At 66.0% G+C, this 19,072-nt stretch carries 16 protein-coding genes; 15 read left to right on the top strand and 1 reads right to left on the bottom strand.

The window, feature by feature from the left end; genetic code table 11:
* The first annotated feature begins 21 nt into the window (after positions 1-21).
* From B1A87_RS15800 to B1A87_RS15740, 13 genes are all read left to right on the top strand, one after another.
* Positions 22-882: a sugar phosphate isomerase/epimerase gene (locus B1A87_RS15800; RefSeq protein WP_260680893.1), complete on the top strand. Its 861-nt coding sequence runs from the start codon at positions 22-24 to the stop codon at positions 880-882.
* 41 nt (positions 883-923) lie between these two features.
* Positions 924-2,090, top strand: coding sequence for a Gfo/Idh/MocA family protein (locus B1A87_RS15795; RefSeq protein WP_078029199.1), 1,167 nt, complete (start codon positions 924-926; stop codon positions 2,088-2,090).
* Between the two features lie 133 nt (positions 2,091-2,223).
* Positions 2,224-3,285 (top strand): LacI family DNA-binding transcriptional regulator, encoded by a 1,062-nt coding sequence (locus tag B1A87_RS15790; RefSeq protein ID WP_144275842.1) that lies wholly within the window; start codon positions 2,224-2,226, stop codon positions 3,283-3,285.
* A gap of 84 nt (positions 3,286-3,369) precedes the next feature.
* Positions 3,370-4,776 (top strand): glucuronate isomerase, encoded by a 1,407-nt coding sequence (gene uxaC / locus B1A87_RS15785; protein WP_078029216.1) that lies wholly within the window; start codon positions 3,370-3,372, stop codon positions 4,774-4,776.
* Between the two features lie 2 nt (positions 4,777-4,778).
* Positions 4,779-6,224 (top strand): mannitol dehydrogenase family protein, encoded by a 1,446-nt coding sequence (locus B1A87_RS15780; RefSeq protein ID WP_260681060.1) that lies wholly within the window; start codon positions 4,779-4,781, stop codon positions 6,222-6,224.
* Positions 6,225-6,485: 261 nt separating this feature from the next.
* Complete coding sequence (gene uidB / locus B1A87_RS15775; protein WP_078029218.1) at positions 6,486-7,901, top strand: glucuronide transporter; 1,416 nt, start codon at positions 6,486-6,488, stop codon at positions 7,899-7,901.
* Positions 7,902-7,936: 35 nt separating this feature from the next.
* Positions 7,937-9,166, top strand: coding sequence for a D-mannonate dehydratase ManD (manD, locus tag B1A87_RS15770; protein ID WP_144275841.1), 1,230 nt, complete (start codon positions 7,937-7,939; stop codon positions 9,164-9,166).
* Positions 9,167-9,248: 82 nt separating this feature from the next.
* Positions 9,249-11,534: a gluconokinase, GntK/IdnK-type gene (locus B1A87_RS15765; protein ID WP_078026802.1), complete on the top strand. Its 2,286-nt coding sequence runs from the start codon at positions 9,249-9,251 to the stop codon at positions 11,532-11,534.
* A gap of 230 nt (positions 11,535-11,764) precedes the next feature.
* Positions 11,765-12,967, top strand: a complete 1,203-nt coding sequence (locus B1A87_RS15760) for an FAD-dependent oxidoreductase (RefSeq protein ID WP_260680892.1) — start codon at positions 11,765-11,767, stop codon at positions 12,965-12,967.
* A 76-nt stretch (positions 12,968-13,043) separates the two neighbouring features.
* The gene (pyrE, locus tag B1A87_RS15755) at positions 13,044-13,625 is read left to right on the top strand and encodes an orotate phosphoribosyltransferase (RefSeq protein WP_078026794.1); all 582 of its coding nucleotides are present in this window, start codon (positions 13,044-13,046) and stop codon (positions 13,623-13,625) included.
* An 83-nt stretch (positions 13,626-13,708) separates the two neighbouring features.
* Positions 13,709-14,467: a GAF and ANTAR domain-containing protein gene (locus tag B1A87_RS15750; protein WP_078026793.1), complete on the top strand. Its 759-nt coding sequence runs from the start codon at positions 13,709-13,711 to the stop codon at positions 14,465-14,467.
* 105 nt (positions 14,468-14,572) lie between these two features.
* Entirely contained in the window at positions 14,573-15,145 is a 573-nt protein-coding gene (locus tag B1A87_RS15745; protein WP_078026792.1) for a hypothetical protein, read from the top strand.
* A 100-nt stretch (positions 15,146-15,245) separates the two neighbouring features.
* A complete protein-coding gene (locus B1A87_RS15740) occupies positions 15,246-16,295 on the top strand; it encodes a thioesterase domain-containing protein (RefSeq protein WP_078026791.1) in 1,050 nt (349 codons plus the stop codon).
* Between the two features lie 44 nt (positions 16,296-16,339).
* On the opposite strand, the gene B1A87_RS15735 is transcribed toward B1A87_RS15740, so the two are convergent.
* Entirely contained in the window at positions 16,340-17,170 is an 831-nt protein-coding gene (locus B1A87_RS15735; RefSeq protein WP_078026790.1) for an HAD-IIA family hydrolase, read from the bottom strand.
* Between the two features lie 52 nt (positions 17,171-17,222).
* Between B1A87_RS15735 and B1A87_RS15730 the strand changes: the two genes are divergently transcribed.
* Positions 17,223-17,897 (top strand): RNA methyltransferase, encoded by a 675-nt coding sequence (locus B1A87_RS15730; protein WP_078026789.1) that lies wholly within the window; start codon positions 17,223-17,225, stop codon positions 17,895-17,897.
* 153 nt (positions 17,898-18,050) lie between these two features.
* Positions 18,051-19,070, top strand: coding sequence for a class II fructose-bisphosphate aldolase (gene fbaA, locus B1A87_RS15725; protein WP_078026788.1), 1,020 nt, complete (start codon positions 18,051-18,053; stop codon positions 19,068-19,070).
* Positions 19,071-19,072 lie beyond the last annotated feature (2 nt).

Here is a 19,072-nt window from a genome sequence, read left to right as displayed (position 1 = left end):
GTACAACAACGGAGGAATAACGTGGCCAAAATAGGCGTGCAGGCGATGATGCTGAAGGACAGTTTCACCGAACTCGGGGCGTTCGAAACGCTCCGCAAGGTCAGCGCGATCGGTTACAACGCCGTCGAAATTTCCCAGATCCCGATGACCGCTGAGAACGTGGCCGAGCTGGACCGCTCCCGTTCGGAGCTGGGCATGGACATCGCCGCGTTGTCCGTAGCGATGGAATCCCCCAAGGGCCGCCCCGGCGATTCGCTCCAGGACCACTTCGACAAGATAGTGGAGGACGCCAAGCGCCTGGACTCCAAGCTCCTGCGGATCGGGATGCTGCCGTTCCCGGCCATGAAGTCGATCGGTGCAGTCATCGACTTCGCCAAGCAGGCCAACGAATACGCCGAACGCCTGCAGGAACAGGGCCTCGGCCTGTACTACCACAACCACCACATCGAGTTCGCGAAGTTCGACGGCAAATACATGCTGGACATCATCGCCGAGAACTCGCCGGCCATGGGCATGGAAATTGACGTGCACTGGGTACAGCGCGGCGGCCTCGACCCCGTCCGGACCCTGCAGAAGTACGCCGGCCGCACCGCCATGGTGCACCTGAAGGACTACCGGATCGGCCAGATGCCGGAAGCAGCCTTCGGACTCCTGGATTCAGGCGACATCCTGGGGTTCATGAGCGAGTTCAAAAACGTGGTCCAGTTCGCCGAAGTGGGCGAAGGCAACCTGGACTTTCCCTCCATCATTCCGGCCGCGCAGGCCGCCGGGGCCGAATACATGCTGGTTGAACAGGACGAACTCTACGGCCGCACCGTCTGGGATGCCCTGCAGACCTCGTACGACAACCTGGTGGCCATGGGCCACGCCGGCCTGTTCTAAGACTTTCCAGACTCAGCACCAAAGAACACGGAGATTCAACAATGACCAAGAAAGTACGCCTCGGCATTATCGGCCTGGGCCAGCAGGGCGGCGCCTACGCCAAGTTCATCACGGACGGCATGGTCCCCAACATGGAGATCGGCGCCATCTGCGACACCGATCCCGCCAAGAAGGAACTGGCCTCGGCCACCTACCCGGACGCGCCCTTCTACGACGACTACATCGCCATGCTGGACAGCGGCGACGTGGACGCCGTCGTGACCTGCGTCCCGCACTTCCTGCACCCCGGAATGGGCATCGAGACCCTTAAGCGCAACATCCACGCCCTCGTGGAGAAGCCGGCCGGCGTCTACACCAAGCAGGTCAAGGAGCTCAACGAGTTTGCCGCGAGCAAGCCCGAACTGTCCTTCGCGATTATGTTCAACCAGCGCAACAACCCGCTGTACCGGAAGCTCAAGGAAATCGTCGAGAACGGCGAGATCGGTGCCATCCGCCGCACCAACTGGATCATCACCAACTGGTGGCGTCCGCAGGGCTACTACAACTCCAGCGAATGGCGCGCCACGTGGGGCGGCGAAGGCGGCGGCGTCCTGGTCAACCAGGCACCGCACCAGCTGGACCTGTGGCAGTGGATCTGCGGCGTGCCCAAGTCCGTGTATGCGAAGGTGGCCTACGGCTTCCGCCGTGACATCGCCGTCGAGGATGAAGTCACCGCGGTAGTTGATTACGGCGACGGCGCCACCGGCGTCTTCGTCACCGCCACCCACGACCTCGTGGGAACCGACCGCTTCGAGATCCTGGGCGACCAAGGCAAGATCGTCGTCGAAAACTCCAAGACTGCCACCGTCACCCGCCTGGTCAAGCCCGAGCGTGAACTCAGCGACGCCATGGACATGGACGATGTCCGCAAGCTCTTTATGGGCGAGCTGAATCCGGAGCAGTACTACTCTACTGAGGTCATCGAGTTCGAATCCGTCTGGGGCGGCCAGCATGCCGGTGTCTTAGAGAACTTCGCGTCCAACATCCTGGACGGAACTCCGCTGCTGGCCCCGGGATCGGACGGCGTTAACGGCGTCCGCCTGGCCAACGCCATCCACCTCTCCAGCTGGACCGGCACGGAAGTGGGCCTGGACTTCGACGAGGACGTGTTCCTTGCCGAGCTGAACAAGCGCATCGCGGACGAAGGCAAGTTCCCCGAACGCTCCTAGCGAAGCCCCGGGGAAGCCAAACCGGCAACCGCTGGCCAACTAAGCCCAACTAGGTCGCAATTGATGTCGTTATGGGCGCCTATAACGACATTAACTGCGACCTAGTTGGGTTGTTTCCTCGTAGGATGGGGCGGTGACTGAACCCAAGACGCCGGAAGTTGCCGCCACAACAGCGCCGGCCAAAAAGCACGGCCGGGACGGCAAGCCCAACGCCACCATTTACGACATTGCCAAGGTTGCCGGCGTCAATCCGTCCACGGTTTCCCGTGCGCTCAGCAAGCCGGGCCGGGTCAGCGCCAAGACGCAGAAACTCATCGAGGATGCCGCCGCCGAGCTGAATTACCAGGTCAACCCGTTCGCCCGGGCGCTCCCCACCGGCCGTACCAACACTTTCGGGCTGATCGTCGCGGACATCACCAACCCCACGTTCTTCGACATCATCCGCGGAGCGGAAACCACCGCCACGCTGCGGGACTATACCCTGGTGCTGGCCGAATCCGCCGAGTCCGCCGTCACCGAACTAACCGCCGCACGCCGGATGATGGCCACCGTGGACGGCCTCATCCTTGCCAGCCCGCGCATGGACGACGACGACATCCGCACCCTCGCCCGGGACAAGCCCGTGGTGGTCATCAACCGCGAGGTCGACGGCGTGCCGTGCGTGGTTCCCGACGTGAACAAGGGCATCAGCGAGGCGGTCCGCAGCCTCGCCGCCAACGGGCACACGAAGGTTGCCTTTGTTGCCGGCCCGCCGCAGTCCTGGATGTCCGCCCGCCGCTGGGAAGGCGTGCAGGCGGCCTGCGAATGGTCGCGGCTCGAGGCCGTGCGGCTGGAATCCACCAAACCAACGGTCGACGGCGGCAGGCAAGTGGCGCGCGACGTCCGGGCCAGCGGTGCCACGGCGGTGCTGACCTATAACGACCTCCTGGCCATCGGCCTCATGCAGGAACTCCAGGCAGCCGGAATGGTGGTCCCGGACCAGATCAGCATCGTGGGCTTCGACGACATCTTCGGGGCGGATTTCACCACACCGCCGCTCACCACCGTGCGTTCGCCGCTGGGGGAGTGCGGCTCGGGGGCTGCCACACTGCTGCTTGACCTCCTGCACGGCACAGGGGAGCCTGCCGCGACGCTCGGGGTCGAAACGGAGCTGGTGCTGCGCGGCTCGAGCGGACGGCTTCTGCCCGCGGGCTAGCTTTACCCGCAACCAGCCGCAACCCGGATGGCAATTTATGGCAACCGGTTGACAAAACCGAGCTGCAGGCCCGACCATTGAGCTATGTCACAGTCGATTGCAGCCAACCCAGACCGGCTCCTGCCCGCGGATCCCGGAACGCGTAGCATTGCGCGCGACCTCCTGCAGCGCGTCCAGGACCAGCCCATCCTTTCCCCGCACGGGCACGTTGACGCCGCAGTCATCGAGCACAACACCCCTTTCCCGGACCCGGCAGCGCTGCTGGTCAGCCCGGACCACTACGTCACGCGCCTGATCCACGCCAGCGGCGTCCCGCTGGACCGGCTGGGCGGCTCGAATGATTCGGAGCAGGACTCCCGCACCGTGTGGCGCGAGTTCTGCAAGGCCTGGCCGCTGTTCGAGGGCACCGCCTCCGGCTACTGGCTCCGCACGCAGTTCGACAGCGTCTTCGGCCTCCAGCAGGAGATCAGCACCGAAACCGCCGATGCCAGCTACGATGCCATCTCGGCCAAGCTGCTGGAGCCCGGTTTCCGGCCCCGCCAGCTCTTCAAGGACTTCAACATCGAGGTGCTGGCCACCACGGACGATCCCCTGGACACCCTCACCAGCCACAAGGCGATCGCCGAGGACCCCACGTTCCACGGACGCGTCCTTCCCACGTTCCGCCCGGACGCCTACCTGAACATCGCGCACCCCAGCTGGTCCGCGAACGTGGACCGGCTCATCGCGGCAGCGGGCGACGGCGCCAGCGGCTACGCCGGCTACATCACTGCCCTGGAAAACCGGCGTCGCTATTTCGTGGAACGCGGCGCTGTCTCCGCGGACCACGGCGTCCGCACTCCCGCAACGCTGAAGCTCGACGCCGGCGATGCGGCGAAGCTGTTCGACCGCGCCCGCTCGGGCCAGGCCACGGCGCAGGACCGTGAAGACTTCGAAGCCCATATGATGTACCAGATGGCGCGGATGTCCGTGGAGGACGGCCTGGTGATGACTATCCACCCGGGGTCGTACCGCAACCACCACGCACCCACGTTCAACGCCTACGGCGCCGACACCGGCCACGACATCCCCTTCGCCGTAAACTACACCGAGGCGATCCGCCCGCTGCTGCAGGACTTCGGCACCGCCAAGGACTTCCACCTGGTGCTCTTCACCCTGGACGAGACGGTGTTCTCCCGCGAACTCGCGCCGCTGGCCGGCTTCTACCCGTCCGTCTACCTCGGCGCGCCGTGGTGGTTCCTGGACGCACCGGACGCCATGCTGCGCTTCCGTTCGGCAGTCACCGAGACCGCCGGCTTCTCCCGCTCGTCCGGCTTCATCGACGACACCCGGGCCTTCTGCTCCATCCCGGCCCGCCACGATGCCTCACGCCGGATCGAGGCCTCCTTCCTGGCCAGGCTCGTGGCTGAGCACCGCGTCAGCGAGGACCGCGCCCATGAACTGATCGTGGACCTCGTCGACGGCTCGCCCCGAAGGGTCTTCAAGCTGTGAGCATCGAACTGCAGCCCGCCGCAGCTGCGCAACCAGAGGCAGAGCCTTTCTCGGAATTGCCGCAACTCAGCCGCCGCCTGCGTCCGTCCGCCAAGGCACCGGCGCGGATCGTCCACCTGGGGCTGGGCGCCTTCCACCGCTCACACCAGGCCTGGTACACCCACCAGGCATCCGACGCCGCGGACTGGGGCATCGCCGCCTTCACCGGCCGCCGCCCCGACGCCGCTCTGGCCCTCGCTGAACAGGACGGGCTCTTCACCGTCGTGGAGCGCGCCGACGGCGGAGACTCCTTCACCGTGGTCAGCAGCATCGTGGAGGCCGTGGACGGCGCCGACGTGCAGCGGCTGGCCGAACTGGTTGCCGCTCCCGCCACCGCCGTTGTCACCCTGACCATCACCGAGGCGGCCTACCGGCTCGGCGCCGACGGCCACCTCGACCGGACGGCGTCCGACGTCGTTGCCGACCTTGCGCTACTGGCATCGGACAGCGGAAACCCGACGACGCCGCTGGGCCGGCTTGTGCTGGCCCTCGCCGCCCGCCGGGCTGCTGCCGCCGGACCGCTCGCCGTGGTCTGCTGCGACAACCTTTCCAACAACGGCACCGTGGCGCACAACGCAGTGGTGGGCATGGCAGGGGCGTGGGACGCCGGCCTGGCCGAATGGATCGATGCCAACGTCAGCTTCGTCAGCACCTCGGTGGACCGCATCACTCCGCGAACCACGGACGCGGACATTGCCGCTGTCCAGGCCGCGTGCGGATACCGCGACAATTCACCCGTGGTGGCCGAGCCCTTTTCCAACTGGGTGCTCAGCGGGGACTTCCCGGCAGGGCGGCCGCGCTGGGAAGACGCCGGTGCCGTGTTCGTGGCAGACATTGAGCCCTACGAGAACCGCAAACTCTGGCTCCTGAACGGCGCGCACTCGCTGCTGGCCTACGCCGGACAGCTCCGCGGACACGCCACCGTGGCCCAGGCGTTGGCCGACCCGTTGTGTCTACAGGCCGTGGAAACATTCTGGGACGAGGCGGAAGCCAACCTTTGCCGGCAGGAAGGAAAGGCAGCCGAGCTACAGATCCCGGCCTACCGAGCCGCCCTGCTGGCACGCTTCAGCAACGCCCGGATTGCCCACCACCTCGCCCAGATTGCCATGGACGGCAGCACCAAGCTTCGGATGCGCGCCGTTCCGGTGCTGCGGGCCGAGCGTGCCGCGGGCAGGTCCGGTGCGGCCGCCGCGCTCATGATTGCCGCCTGGATGGACCACAGCGCAGCCGCCAGCGTGTTCCAGGATCCCCAGGCTGACCAGGTGGCCGCAGCCAACCGGCTCAGCGGTACGGAGCGGATCAGTGCCCTGCTGGGCCTGGTGGATCCGGCGCTGGCCGGGGACGCCGCCGTCGTCGGTCTGATTGAAGACCTGTGCGGAACGTTCGGGGAGCTGGCTGTCTCCCCGTAACGTCCTCCGTGCGTGCACTACTGCCCGGCCCCCGGATCGTGGGGAGCCGGGCGGCTGTGTATTTGGATGAACTTTCAAGGAAATTGTGGCAACCGCTTGCCAAATGATTGCCAAGTGATTAGGATTGCAACAAGAGCCAAACCGGCATCCCGGGAATCGCACCCGCCGGAGGCCACAGACTTCCCCAGCATCACCACCCAAGCATTTTTCACATTTTTTTCGCCGACTCCACGGGGCGGCACCGGGTAAAGGAGCCCAATCATGAAAAAGCTGAGCAAGCTAAGCATCGCCGGCTACGGCGCCGGAGATGCAGCCAACAACCTCGCCTTCACGACCGCCACGATGTTCCTGCTGGTGTACTACACGGACGTTGCCGGAATCTCCGCCGCCGCGGCAGGGACCCTGCTGCTGGTCGTCAGGATCTTTGACGCATTCGCCGATGTCTTCGCAGGCCGCATGGTGGACCGCACCTTCAGCAAGCGCTTCGGGAAGTTCCGTCCGTTCATCATGTTCGGCTCCATCCCGCTGCTGCTCCTGAGCGTTGCAACCTTCTCCGTCCCGCAGCTGGGCGAGTCCGGAACCCTGCTCTACGCCTATGTCACGTACGCTGCCCTTGGCCTGGCCTACAGCCTGGTCAACATCCCCTACGGCTCCCTCGCCGGCGCCATGACCCAGGAGCCGGGGGAGCGGGCCAAGCTGGGATCGGCCCGCATGGTGGGCGGCCTGCTGGTGGGTTCGGCCCTCGGCATCTTTGTAGCACCGCTCATCAAGCCGGGAGCTGACCTGCAGGGAACCTTCACCACCATCACCTTGGTGTTCGTGGCCATCGGTGCCGCCCTCTACTTCTTCACGGTCCTGACCGCCAAGGAACGCGTCCACCGCGCCGTCCCGAACGTCTCGGTCAAGCAGAGCATGGAAACCCTCAAGGGCAACAAGCCCCTCCTGATGCTTTGCGTCAGCTCCTTCTTCTTCCTCTCCGGCTACCTGGCACTGACGTCGGTGCAGCTGTACTACCTGCGCGACGTCCTGGGACGCCTTGACCTGTACCCGGTGCTCTCCATCATCCAGCTGGTATTCACGTTCGTACTGGCCGCGTTCATGCCCAGGCTGGTCCGGTCCATCGGCAAGAAGCGCGTCTACATTTACTCGTCGCTGCTCACCGTCATCGGTGGCGCCATCATCTTCCTCACCCCTGCCAGCCAGGTCTGGATCGGCTTCTCCGGCCTCGTGATCAGCCTCGTGGGCGTCCTTGCCGTCAACATCGTGGTGTGGGCCCTGGAAGCCGACACCGTGGAATACGGCGAATGGAAGACCGGCGTCCGCACCGAAGGCATCACCTACGCGCTGTTCTCCTTCACCCGCAAGACCGGGCAGGCCGTGGGCGGTGCCCTCGCCGCATACGCACTGGCCCTTGGCGGCTACAAGTCCGGAGCCGTGCAGACGGCGGACGCCGTGTTCGGAATCCAGCTCGCCGCCGGCGCCATTCCGGCCGTGCTGACCATCCTGGCCGTCCTGGTCATGTCCAAGTACAAGCTGACGGACGCCATGCACGCCGAGATCCTCACCGAGATCCGGGCCCGCCGCGTGGATGGAGAGAACTCCAACGGCGGTGCTGCCGGGACCGAACCGTCCGGCGCCGACCCGGCCGCCAAGCCGCTCGCTGCCAACTCCAACTAAGTTCCCCGACCCAGCCCCGCTCGAAAGGAATAGCTGTGAAAATCATTGCCGCGGAAGTCTTCGTGACCAGCCCGTCCCGTAACTTCGTGACGCTCCGGATCACCACGGAGGACGGCGTGACCGGCATCGGTGATGCCACCCTGAACGGCCGTGAGCTCGCGGTGGCCGCGTACCTCAAGGAGCATGTGGCGCAGCTGCTGATCGGAAAGGACCCGCACCGGATCGAGGACACCTGGCAGTTCCTGTACCGGTCCTCCTACTGGCGCCGGGGGCCGGTGACGATGGCCGCGATCGCCGCGGTGGACATGGCGCTCTGGGACATCAAGGGCAAGATCGCCGGGATGCCGGTGTACCAGCTCCTGGGCGGGGCGTCGCGGAACGGGCTGCGCGCGTACGGGCACGCCTCCGGCGCGGACATCCCGTCGCTGTTCGACTCGGTCCGCGAGCACCTGGAACTCGGCTACAAGTCCGTCCGGATCCAGACCTCCGTCCCGGGCATCAAGGCCGTCTACGGCGTCGCGGCCCAGGCGCAGGCCTCGGGCGAACGCTACGACTACGAACCCGCCGGGCGCGGCGCGTTCCCGGTGGAGGAAGACTGGGACACCCGCGCCTACCTCCGGCACCTGCCGTCCGTGTTCGAGGCCGTTCGGAACGAGTTCGGCCCGGAGCTGCCGCTGCTGCACGACGGGCACCACCGGATGACCCCGATCCAGGCCGCGAAGCTGGGCAAGGCGCTGGAACCGTATGACCTGTTCTGGCTGGAAGACTGCACCCCGGCCGAAAACCAGGAAGCGCTGCGCCTGGTCCGCCAGCACACCACCACCCCGCTGGCGATCGGGGAGATCTTCAACACCGTGTACGACTACCAGAGCATCATCAAGGAACAGCTGATCGACTACGTCCGGGCGGCCTCGACGCACTTCGGCGGGATCTCGCCGCTGAAGAAGGTGATGGACTTCGCCGCGCAGTACCAGATCAAGTCCGGCTTCCACGGCCCGACCGATATTTCCCCGGTCGGATTCGCCGCGCAGCTGCACGTGGGCCTGGCGATCCATAACTACGGCATCCAGGAATACATGCAGCACTCCGACGCCACCAACACCGTGTTCGAGCAGTCCATGACCTTCGTGGACGGCTACCTGCACCCGGGCGAGAAGCCCGGCATCGGCGTCGAATTCAACGAAGAAGCCGCCGCGGCCTACCCGTACCAGCAGGCCTACCTGCCCTACAACCGCCTCGTCGACGGCACCGTGCACGACTGGTGAGGAACGACAAATGACGCACAATCCATCTGCACCGGGCAGTTCCACACGTGGCAATGCCCCCGCCCGCCGCCTAGTCATCGTGATGGGCGTCTCCGGCTGCGGCAAGACCACCATCGGGGACCTCGTGGCCCGCGAACTCGGTGTGCCGTTCCTCGATGGCGATACCCTCCACCCGGTGGAGAACGTCGCCAAGATGGCTGCGGGCACGCCGCTGACTGACGGGGACCGCTGGCCCTGGCTCGCCACGGTGGGCAGGGAGCTCGCCTCCGCCGGTAACGGCGGCCTGGTGCTGGCCTGCTCGGCGCTCAAGCGCAGCTACCGTGACGCTATCAGGGAACAGGCGCCGGACACGGTGTTCCTGCACCTGCACGGCAGCAAAGAGGTGCTGAGGGCACGGACTGAAGGGCGTTCCGGCCACTTCATGCCGCCTGCCCTCCTCGATTCGCAGCTCGCAACGCTGGAACCGCTCGAAGCCGACGAAGCCGGCGTGGTGGTGGACATCGCGGCCCCGGTGAGCCAGGTGGTGACCGAGGCGCTGGCGGGCATCGCCGCGGCGGGCGGCAGCACCGCCGTCGCCGGTCCTACCGCTGTTGAGTACCAGGGCGCCCCGGGCACCCAACCGCGCCAGTTCGACGTCGACCTCCGGGCTTCGCCGTTCACTCTCGACGACGCGGCCGTTGCGTGGGTGGAAAGCACGATCGCCGGGATGAGCCTCGAGGAAAAGATCGGGCAGCTGTTCATCAACCACAACAACGACTACTCCCCGGAGTACCTGGACGGTGTGTTGGAGAAATACCACGTGGGCGGCATGCGCTACCGGCCCGGCCCCTCGGCCGCGGTGCAGGAGCATATCCGGTACGCGCAGTCCAAGACCCGCATCCCACTGCTGGTGGCCTCCAACCCGGAAATGGGAGGAGCCGGAAGCTGCGACGACGGAACGTTTGTGTCGACGCACCTGCAGGCCGGCTCGCACCCGGACAAGGCCATCGCCCGGCAAATGGGGCAGGTGGCCGGGGTGGAAACCGCGGCGCTGGGCTGCAACTGGGCGTTCGCGCCGATCGTGGACATCCACTACAACTGGCGGAACACGGTGATCTCCACCCGGGCCTTCGGCAACACGCCGGAGATCGTGGTGGAGCGCGCCAAGGAGTACTTCGACGGCATCAGCGAGTCGCCCACCGCCTGCGCCATGAAGCACTTCCCCGGCGACGGCATGGACGAACGCGACCAGCACGTGGTCACGTCCTACAACACGCTCGGATACGACGAGTGGAACCGGACCTACGGGCACGTGTACCGCGAAATGATCGCGCACGGCGTGCAGTCCATCATGATCGGCCACATCGGGGCGCCTGAGATTTCCCGGCATTTCCGCCCGGGGATGGCGGACAAGGACATCCTGCCGGCCACGCTGTCCCCGGAACTGCTCCAGGACCTGCTCCGCGGCGAACTCGGCTTCAACGGGCTGGTCCTCACTGACGCCTCGCAGATGATCGGCCTCACCCAGGCCATGAAGCGCAAGGACCTGGTTCCGGCCACGATCGCCGCCGGCTGCGACATGTTCCTGTTCTTCCGCAACCCCGCGGAGGACTTCCGGTACATGATGGACGGCTACAAGTCCGGCGTCATCACCGAGCAGCGCCTGCACGATGCGCTGCGCCGGATCCTGGCCCTCAAGGCAAGCCTTGGCCTGTACCGGAAATCCGCCGCGGAGCTCGTGCCGCCGGCGGCAGCGCTGGCCGTGATCGGAAGCCACGCCCACCGGGCCATCGCGGCCGGGATTGCGGACAAGACCGTCACCCTGGTCAAGGACACCGCGAACAACCTGCCCATCACGCCGGAGACGCACAAACGGATCCGGCTGTACGGCATCTCCGGCGGCTCGGACTTCACCCGGGCCGACCCTCTGGCCTACCTGGACACGGTCAAGGAGGAGCTGGAACAGGCCGGCTTCGAGGTTCACCTGTTCAAGACGGCGGACCAGCGGGAGGCGGCGGGAGAGACCGGCGTGAATTTCATGTCGATCATCTCGGAGGAAGCCACCGGCGACTACGCGGCCAGGTACGACGCCGCGTTCGTGTTCGCCAATGTGAAGGGCTTCGCGCAGGAAGCCGCCATCCGGATCAAGTGGTCCTCGCCGATGGCCGCGGAGATCCCGTGGTACGTCACCGAGGTCCCCACCGTGTTCGTCTCGCTCAACCAGCCCAACCACCTGATTGACGTGCCGATGGTGAAAACCGCCATCCACGCCCACGCCGGAACGCCCGAGGCCATTCGGGCGACCATCGAAAAAATCCAGGGCAAGTCGGACTTCCAGGGAACGTTCAACGAGAACGTGTTCTGCGATTCGTTCGACACCCGGCTCTAGGATCGGATTTTCGCTGCGGTTCCGGCCTGGCGACACAGATACGGACGGGCGCTACGGGAATTCCCGTAGCGCCCGTCCGTATCCGCAGCGACGGCCACTTTGGGCAGCGAAATCCACCTGCGAAATAGCACCCTGTCTCTTATACACATCTAGATGTGTATAAGAGACAGGCGTAGCGTTGGCTCATGGACACAACGGGGTGCGTGGTGGTCGGCGGCGGTCCGGCGGGCATGATGCTGGGCCTCCTACTGGCGCGGGCCGGCGTGGAGGTCACGGTCCTCGAAAAGCACGGCGACTTCCTCCGGGACTTCCGCGGCGACACCGTGCACGCGTCAACCATTCGCCTCATCGACGAGCTTGGCCTGGGCGGTGCCTTCCGTGAGCTTCCGCAGAGCCGCCTGCGCAACGTCGCGTTCCCCGTGCCCGGCGTCGGACTGGTCACGCTGGGTGATTTCGCCTCCCTGCGGCCGCCGTACAACTACATCGCCATGATGCCGCAATGGGACTTCCTGAATTTCCTGGCCCGCGCCGCTGCGGAGGAGCCGACCTTCACCCTTCGGATGGAACACACCGCGACGTCGCTGGTGTCCGACGGCGGCCGGGTCACCGGCGTCCGCTACCGGACCAAAGCCGGCACCGAGGGCGCGATCCGGGCGGACCTGGTGGTGGCCACGGATGGCCGGCATTCCGTGCTGCGCCAGGCCGCCGGCCTTAAACCCAAGGAATTCCCGGTGCCGTTCGACACCTGGTGGTTCAAGCTTCCCCGGTATCCCTCGGAGCAGGGTGAAGTTGCCGGGATCGTTCCGTCGTTCAAGGGTCAGGAGGCCATGATCGCGCTGTTCCGCGACGACTACTACCAAATGGGGTATCTGGGGCCCAAAGGCTCGGACGCCCGCATTCGCAGCGAAGGCGTGGAACGGTTCAGGGAACGCGTCGGCGCCCTCAGGCCGGACCTGGCGGACCGCCTGGACGCCATCAGTTCACTAGATGACCTCCACTGGCTGGACGTGCGGCTCAACCGGCTGCGGCGCTGGTACGTGGACGGCATGCTGTGCATCGGGGATGCGGCGCACGCGATGTCGCCGGCCGGGGGAGTGGGCATCAATCTCGCCATCCAGGATGCCGTCGCAGCGGCGGCGCGGCTCGCCCCTGCCCTGCTGCGGGGTCACGTGGGCCGCAAAGAGCTCGAAGCCGTTCAGCGCCGGCGGCAGATGCCCACGGTGGTGGTTCAGACGGTCCAGCGGATCATGCACCGCGTGGTGTTTGTGCCGTTGTTCACCGGCAGGAGGGCCGGGCCGCCGGCACTCCTGCCGTTTATCGCCCGCCGGGTTCCGGCGGTCCGGAAGGTCATGCCCCGCCTCATCGCCTTCGGGCCCCGGCCCGAGCACGCTCCCGGGTTTGCCCGGCGGCAGGAACCGCGGGCCGTGGCCTAGCGTGTCTCCGGCCTGACCCCGCGGGCAGCCAGACCGCCGGTCCGTCACAAATCCGCCACGCACTAAACTTGGACCCATGACTGCCACCCCGGACTCTGCATCCGACACTGCTGCCCGTGCCCGCCTGCTGGAACTCATCAAGGAGCTCGCCGTGGTCCGCGGCAAGGTCATCCTGTCCAGCGGAGCCGAGGCCGACTACTACATTGACCTGCGCCGCATCACCCTTCACCACGAGGCCTCCAGGCTCGTGGGGCAGGTCATGCTGTCACTGATTGACGACGCCGGCATCGACTTTGAGTGCGCAGGCGGCCTCACGATGGGGGCAGACCCCGTCGGCACCGCTGTCATGCACGCCGCCACTGACGCGGGCCGCACGGTGGACGCGTTCGTGGTCCGGAAGGCCCAGAAGTCCTATGGCATGGGCCGGCAGGTCGAAGGGCCGTCCGTGGAAGGACGCAAGGTTCTGGTCCTGGAGGATACGTCCACCACCGGCGGCTCTGCCCTGACCGCCGTCGAGGGCGTTCGGAAGGCCGGCGGCAACGTCGTGGCCGTTGCCGTGATCGTCGACCGCGACACCGGAGCCAAGGAAAAGATCGAAGCCGAAACCGGCGTGCCGTACCTGTTCGCCTTCGGCAAGGACGAGCTCGGACTGAGCTGACCGGCCTCCCCTGGTGGACGGCACACTCCGGGTGGCCTAGTATTTCCGTACCCCGGAAGTCCCTTCACTTGGAGTACCCCGTCATGCGCCCGTCGGATCAAGCCCTGAGCAGTGTTGAGCAAATCCAGAACCTCATTCTGGAGAGCGCCGATTTTGAGGACTTCCTCAACGAGCTGGCGCGGTACTCGGCGCGCCAGGTGGCGGGGGACGGTGACGACGCCCTCTGCGGCATCACGCTGCTGAGGGACCGCAAGGCGGCGACGATCGGCTGGAGCAGCGACTCCGCCCGCGAGGTGGATGAAATCCAGTATTCGCTGTCCCAGGGGCCGTGCCTGACGGCTGCGGAGGAAGAACGGGAAGTTCACGTTCCGGATCTCTTCGAAGAAGACCGCTGGGGCCCGGATTACGCCAACGCGGTCGCTTCGCACGGGCTGCGTTCGGTGTTGTCGCTTCCGTTCAATCTGCAGGGGGACGCGAAGGCCGCGCTCAACCTCTACTCCGACGTGCCCCACAAGTTCAACGACGTTTCCGCGGCCCGCGCCCGCGGGTACACCCGGGAGATCTCCCAGGCCCTGCGCCTGGCGGTCAGGTTTTCACTGCACACGGACAGCGCTACCAACCTCCGTGCGACGTTGGAATCGCGGACCGTCATCGACATCGCCGTCGGCATCGTCATGGCGCAGAACCGGTGCAGCCAGGAGACGGCCGTCCGCATCCTCACCGATGCTTCGAGCCACAGCAACGTGAAGCTTCGCGACATCGCCGCGTCGCTGGTGAATTCGGTGGGAGGCGCGGAGGCCCGCACCCACTTCGAGGAGCCCGGGAAAGTTCAGGCGGGCTAGCCCGGTTGCCGGCTGCCTGTTGACGGTTGCTTGTGCGGCGGCACTGCCCGGGATAGGCTGTCCGAGGTTGAGCCGTCGGCCATAGACACCCCTTTTGGAGTACCTATGGACAACCAACTCAATCCCCTCATTAAGATCGACGACGCCGCCGGTACCGCTCGGATCGATATCCGGGGAAGCCTCACCCAGGCGTCCCGCCCGGAGCTGATGCACCAAATCCAGCGCGTCCGCCGGATGGGCATCTCTTCGCCCATCACCGTGGATCTTTCTCACGCAGCGTTCGTGGAGTCAGTCGCCCTCGCCGGTCTCCGATTCGATCTCAACGCCCTCGACGCCGGCGCGCGGCAGGTGCCCGTGGCAGGCGCACCAGGGGTGTTCCTTGAGGTCATGTCCACGCGCGACCACGCCGTGGCGGAATCCCGCCCTGACTTCACCGCCCTGACGAACCCGTCAGAGCTGTCCGAAGCGCTGGAGGACGCCGGGCTCCGCCCGCTATCCGACTATTCCCGTGACGAGCTGCTGGCTGCGAGCGACTCGGTCTTCGGGTTGCTGGACGATCCAGCCGGGCATTCCGGGCAGGAACTGCTGGCCCGCTACGACGCAATCGTCGAGGAGATCGCCCGCCGGGAACTGGCCGAGCCGGCCGAACCGGCTGAGAAGCATGCCCCGAGCAACTGACCGGGAGCCTCAACTTGCGGTCGCCAGCTTGCCGGGGCCGGTGAGCCGTGGCTGCGGCCTGAGCTGTGCGTGGGGTTTGAAGTGTGCCTAGGGTAGTTCAGTGCCATACGAAGGAGCCGCTGGTCAGGCGGGTCAGGGGAAGCGGCCGGGCGCAGACGCAGCCCGGCTGCTCCGGCGTGCCGCGGAGCTGAAGCGGTTCTCACGGCGGACATTCCTCGCCGGGGCGGGCGCTTCGTCCGTGCTGGCAGCTGACATGCTGCTGACCCGGCAGGTCCAGGAGGAGCGCCAGGTCAACAAGATCCTGGTGGTGGAGGACGACTTCGCGAAGAGCTACTTCCCGAATGCCAGCTGGATCCTGTTCCCGGGCTACAAGACCAGCTGGGAAGAAGCCCAGTGGATCCTGAACTCGCTGCGCGGAACGCTGCGCCAGCGCGGGCAGCTGGCGGCCGTGGGCTATTCCAACCTTGGCCTGGACATCGACCAGCTGGTCATCGCCGTGATCGAGCACGTCCGGGCCAACAAGCTCACCAAGCTCTACTTCTACGGGCACAGCTTCGGCGGCATGGTCGCGACCCAGGTGGCGGCCCGGCTGCTCGAACTCCACGGCGCCGAGGTGGAGCTGATCGTGCTCGACTCCAGCCCCTACAGCAAGTACGACGTCCTCGACCAGAGCTGGTTCGACGGCGTGGTGTTCCTGTACGAAAGCGGCTTCCGGATCCCGTCCGTGCTGCGCGGAAGCTACGAGTTGGGGGAGCGTGTGGTGCACAAGGACGAGCGCACGTGGCGGCAGATCCTGGATCAAACACTGGAGCAGCTGTCGCCGATTGCCCCGTCCAGCGTGCTGATCCAGTCCGAGTCGGCCTACATCTACCACTTCGACGCCACCCGGTTTGCGGGCCGGATCGGGACGACCAAGATGGCTTACATCGGAAACCCCCGGGACCAGACCGTCAATTACCAGACCGCCCGCCAGTCCTGGGCCCGGACGTTCGCCGACAACATGGTGTCCTCGGACCGTCAGACGGACGGAGCGTTGCCCGCCCACGCCAGCCCGGGCTGGAATCCGTTCGTCTACCGGCCCATCCTGGCGGCATTGCAGGACGAGATCTTCCCGCTGCCGTCCGGCGGGCGGAAAATGACGCCGTTCTAGGCCGCCGGCCCCGAACCCGGCCACGACCTTACGGCCGGTTCCCGTCAGATCTGGTTCTTGAGATCCGCCACGGAGTTCAGCACCTGGTTGGGGCGGAACGGGTAGGCTGCGATGTCCTCGCGCTGCGTGATTCCGGTGAGCACCAGCACCGTGTGCAGCCCCGCCTCCATGCCGGCGATGATGTCCGTGTCCATGCGGTCGCCGATCATGGCCGTGGTTTCGGAGTGGGCATCGATCTGGTTCATGGCTGAACGGAACATCATGGGATTCGGCTTCCCCACGATGTACGGTTCGCGGCCGGTCGCCTTGGAGATCAGGGCGGCGATGGCGCCGGTGGCCGGCATGGGCCCCTCCTTGGAGGGGCCGGTGGCGTCGGGGTTGGTGGCAATGAAACGCGCCCCCGCCAGGATCAGCCGGATCGCCATGGTGATCGCCTCGAAGGAGTACGTGCGCGTCTCGCCAAGCACCACGAAGTCGGGATTCTGGTCGGTGAGGATGAAGCCGGCCTCGTGCAGCGCCGTCGTGAGTCCCGCTTCTCCGATGGTGTACGCGCGGTTGCCGGAGTCGGAGCCCTGCACCTGGTCCTTCAGGAACTGCGCCGTGGCCAGGGCCGAGGTCCAGATGTTCTCCTCCGGGATCTCCAGTCCGGAAGCACGCAGCCTCGCGGCGAGGTCCCGTGGAGTGAAGATGGAGTTGTTGGTCAGCACCAGGAACCGCTTGGACGTGTCCACCCAGCGCTGGATCAGCTCGGCCGCTCCCGGGACCGGCTGGTTTTCGTGCACCAGCACACCGTCCATATCGGTCAGCCAGCACTCGATGTCCTGGCCGCTGCGATATACCGCAGCGTTTCCCTTGACCTGATCCGCTTTTGCCACGTTTGCCTCCGCCGGTGATGATTGCTTCCGGAGCCCAGTCTAGTGTTGAGGGGTGACTCAAACGCCCGGGACCCCAGCAGAACCCCAACCAGCCGCAGAGGAAACGCCGGAGCCAAAGCCGGAGGTCGGCGTCGGGCCCTGGGAAGGCGAGTGGCCGCAAGGCGACCACTGGGACCCGGACCTCCTCTCGGACGGAGACCGGCGGAACGTAGTGGACAAATACCGCTACTGGAAGCACGAGGCGATCGTGGCGGACCTCGATTCCAAGCGCCACGACTTCCACATCGCCATCGAAAACTGGCAGCACGACCTCAACATCGGCACCGTGGTGCGCACCGCCAATGCCTTCCTAGCCAAAGAGGTGCACATCATCGGACGACGACGGTGGAACCGCCGCGGGGCAATGGTCACCGACCGCTACCAGCACGTCCGCCACCACCCCACCGTGGAGGACTTCGTCGCCTGGGCGCAGGGGGAGGGGCTGGCGATCATCGGGATCGACATCTTCCCGGACTCGGTGCCGCTGGAGACGTATGAACTGCCGCGGAAGTGCGTGCTGGTCTTCGGGCAGGAAGGCCCGGGACTGACCCCGGAGGTGCATGAAGCCGCCGAGGCCACGTTGTCGATCGAACAGTTCGGCTCCACGCGCTCCATCAACGCAGGCTCGGCGGCGGCGATTGCCATGCACGCGTGGGTGCGGCGCCACGTCTTCAGCCAGCACGTATAGCCGCGGCCCGTTCGCCGGACCGGAACAAAGTGTTACCCGGCCGCGTGACCCGAAACACTGCCCCGGCGCAGAACTGGCTAGGATCTGTCTCTTATACACATCTAGATGTGTATAAGAGACAACCCGCAGACGAAATTCACTTTAGGAGTCAGCATGCCCATTGCAACCCCCGAGATCTACTCCGAGATGATCGACCGCGCAAAGGCGGGCGGCTTCGCATTCCCGGCGGTCAACGTCACCTCTTCCCAGACCCTGAACGCCGCCCTGCGCGGCTTCGCCGAGGCCGAGTCCGACGGCATCGTCCAAGTCTCCACCGGCGGTGCCGCCTACTGGTCCGGCGCCTCCACCAAGGACATGGTTGCCGGCTCCCTGGGCTTCGCCGCATTCGCCCGCGAGGTGGCCAAGAACTACGGTGTCAACATCGCGCTGCACACCGACCACTGCCCCAAGGACAAGCTGGACGGCTTCGTCCTCCCGCTGCTGGCAGCCTCCGAGGCCGAGGTCAAGGCCGGCCGCAACCCGCTCTTCAACTCCCACATGTGGGACGGTTCCGCCGAGACGCTGCAGGAGAACCTGCGCATCGCCCGTGAACTGCTGACGCGCACCGCTGCAGCCAAGATGATCCTCGAGGTCGAGATCGGCACCGTCGGCGGCGAGGAAGACGGCGTCGAGCACGAGATCAACGAGAAGCTCTACACCACCGTGGAAGACGCCCTGGCCACCATCGACGCCCTGGGTGCCGGCGAGAACGGCCGCTACATCACCGCGCTCACCTTCGGCAACGTGCACGGCGTGTACAAGCCGGGCGGCGTGAAGCTGCGCCCGGAGATCCTCAAGGACATCCAGGCCCAGGTGGGAGCCAAGATCGGCAAGGACAACCCGTTCGACCTCGTGTTCCACGGCGGCTCCGGCTCTTCCGACCAGGAAATCGCCGACGCCGTTTCCTACGGCACCATCAAGATGAACATCGACACGGACACCCAGTACGCCTACACGCGTCCCGTGGCCGACCACATGTTCAAGAACTACGACGGAGTGCTCAAGGTGGACGGCGAAGTGGGCAACAAGAAGACCTACGATCCCCGCGTATGGGGCGCTTCCGCCGAGGCCGGCCTCGCCGCCCGTGTTGTTGAAGCCACCCAGCAGCTCGGTTCGGCCGGAAAGACGTTCTAACC

Origin of the sequence: Arthrobacter sp. KBS0703 (assembly GCF_002008315.2) — a bacterium.
GTDB lineage: Bacteria > Actinomycetota > Actinomycetes > Actinomycetales > Micrococcaceae > Arthrobacter.
Note: the sequence above shows the minus strand (reverse complement) of the source record. Positions and strands in the feature narration are given on the sequence as shown.

What these genes read in the sequence shown, in the direction of transcription:
- B1A87_RS15765 (WP_078026802.1), top strand. Translation starts at nt 9,249, where the DNA reads ATGGGCGTCTCCGGCTGCGGCAAGACCACCATCGGGGACCTCGTGGCC.
- B1A87_RS15745 (WP_078026792.1), top strand. Translation starts at nt 14,573, where the DNA reads ATGGACAACCAACTCAATCCCCTCATTAAGATCGACGACGCCGCCGGT.
- B1A87_RS15760 (WP_260680892.1), top strand. Translation starts at nt 11,765, where the DNA reads ATGATGCTGGGCCTCCTACTGGCGCGGGCCGGCGTGGAGGTCACGGTC.
- uxaC (WP_078029216.1), top strand. Translation starts at nt 3,370, where the DNA reads ATGTCACAGTCGATTGCAGCCAACCCAGACCGGCTCCTGCCCGCGGAT.
- B1A87_RS15795 (WP_078029199.1), top strand. Translation starts at nt 924, where the DNA reads ATGACCAAGAAAGTACGCCTCGGCATTATCGGCCTGGGCCAGCAGGGC.
- B1A87_RS15750 (WP_078026793.1), top strand. Translation starts at nt 13,709, where the DNA reads ATGCGCCCGTCGGATCAAGCCCTGAGCAGTGTTGAGCAAATCCAGAAC.
- uidB (WP_078029218.1), top strand. Translation starts at nt 6,486, where the DNA reads ATGAAAAAGCTGAGCAAGCTAAGCATCGCCGGCTACGGCGCCGGAGAT.
- fbaA (WP_078026788.1), top strand. Translation starts at nt 18,051, where the DNA reads ATGCCCATTGCAACCCCCGAGATCTACTCCGAGATGATCGACCGCGCA.
- pyrE (WP_078026794.1), top strand. Translation starts at nt 13,044, where the DNA reads ATGACTGCCACCCCGGACTCTGCATCCGACACTGCTGCCCGTGCCCGC.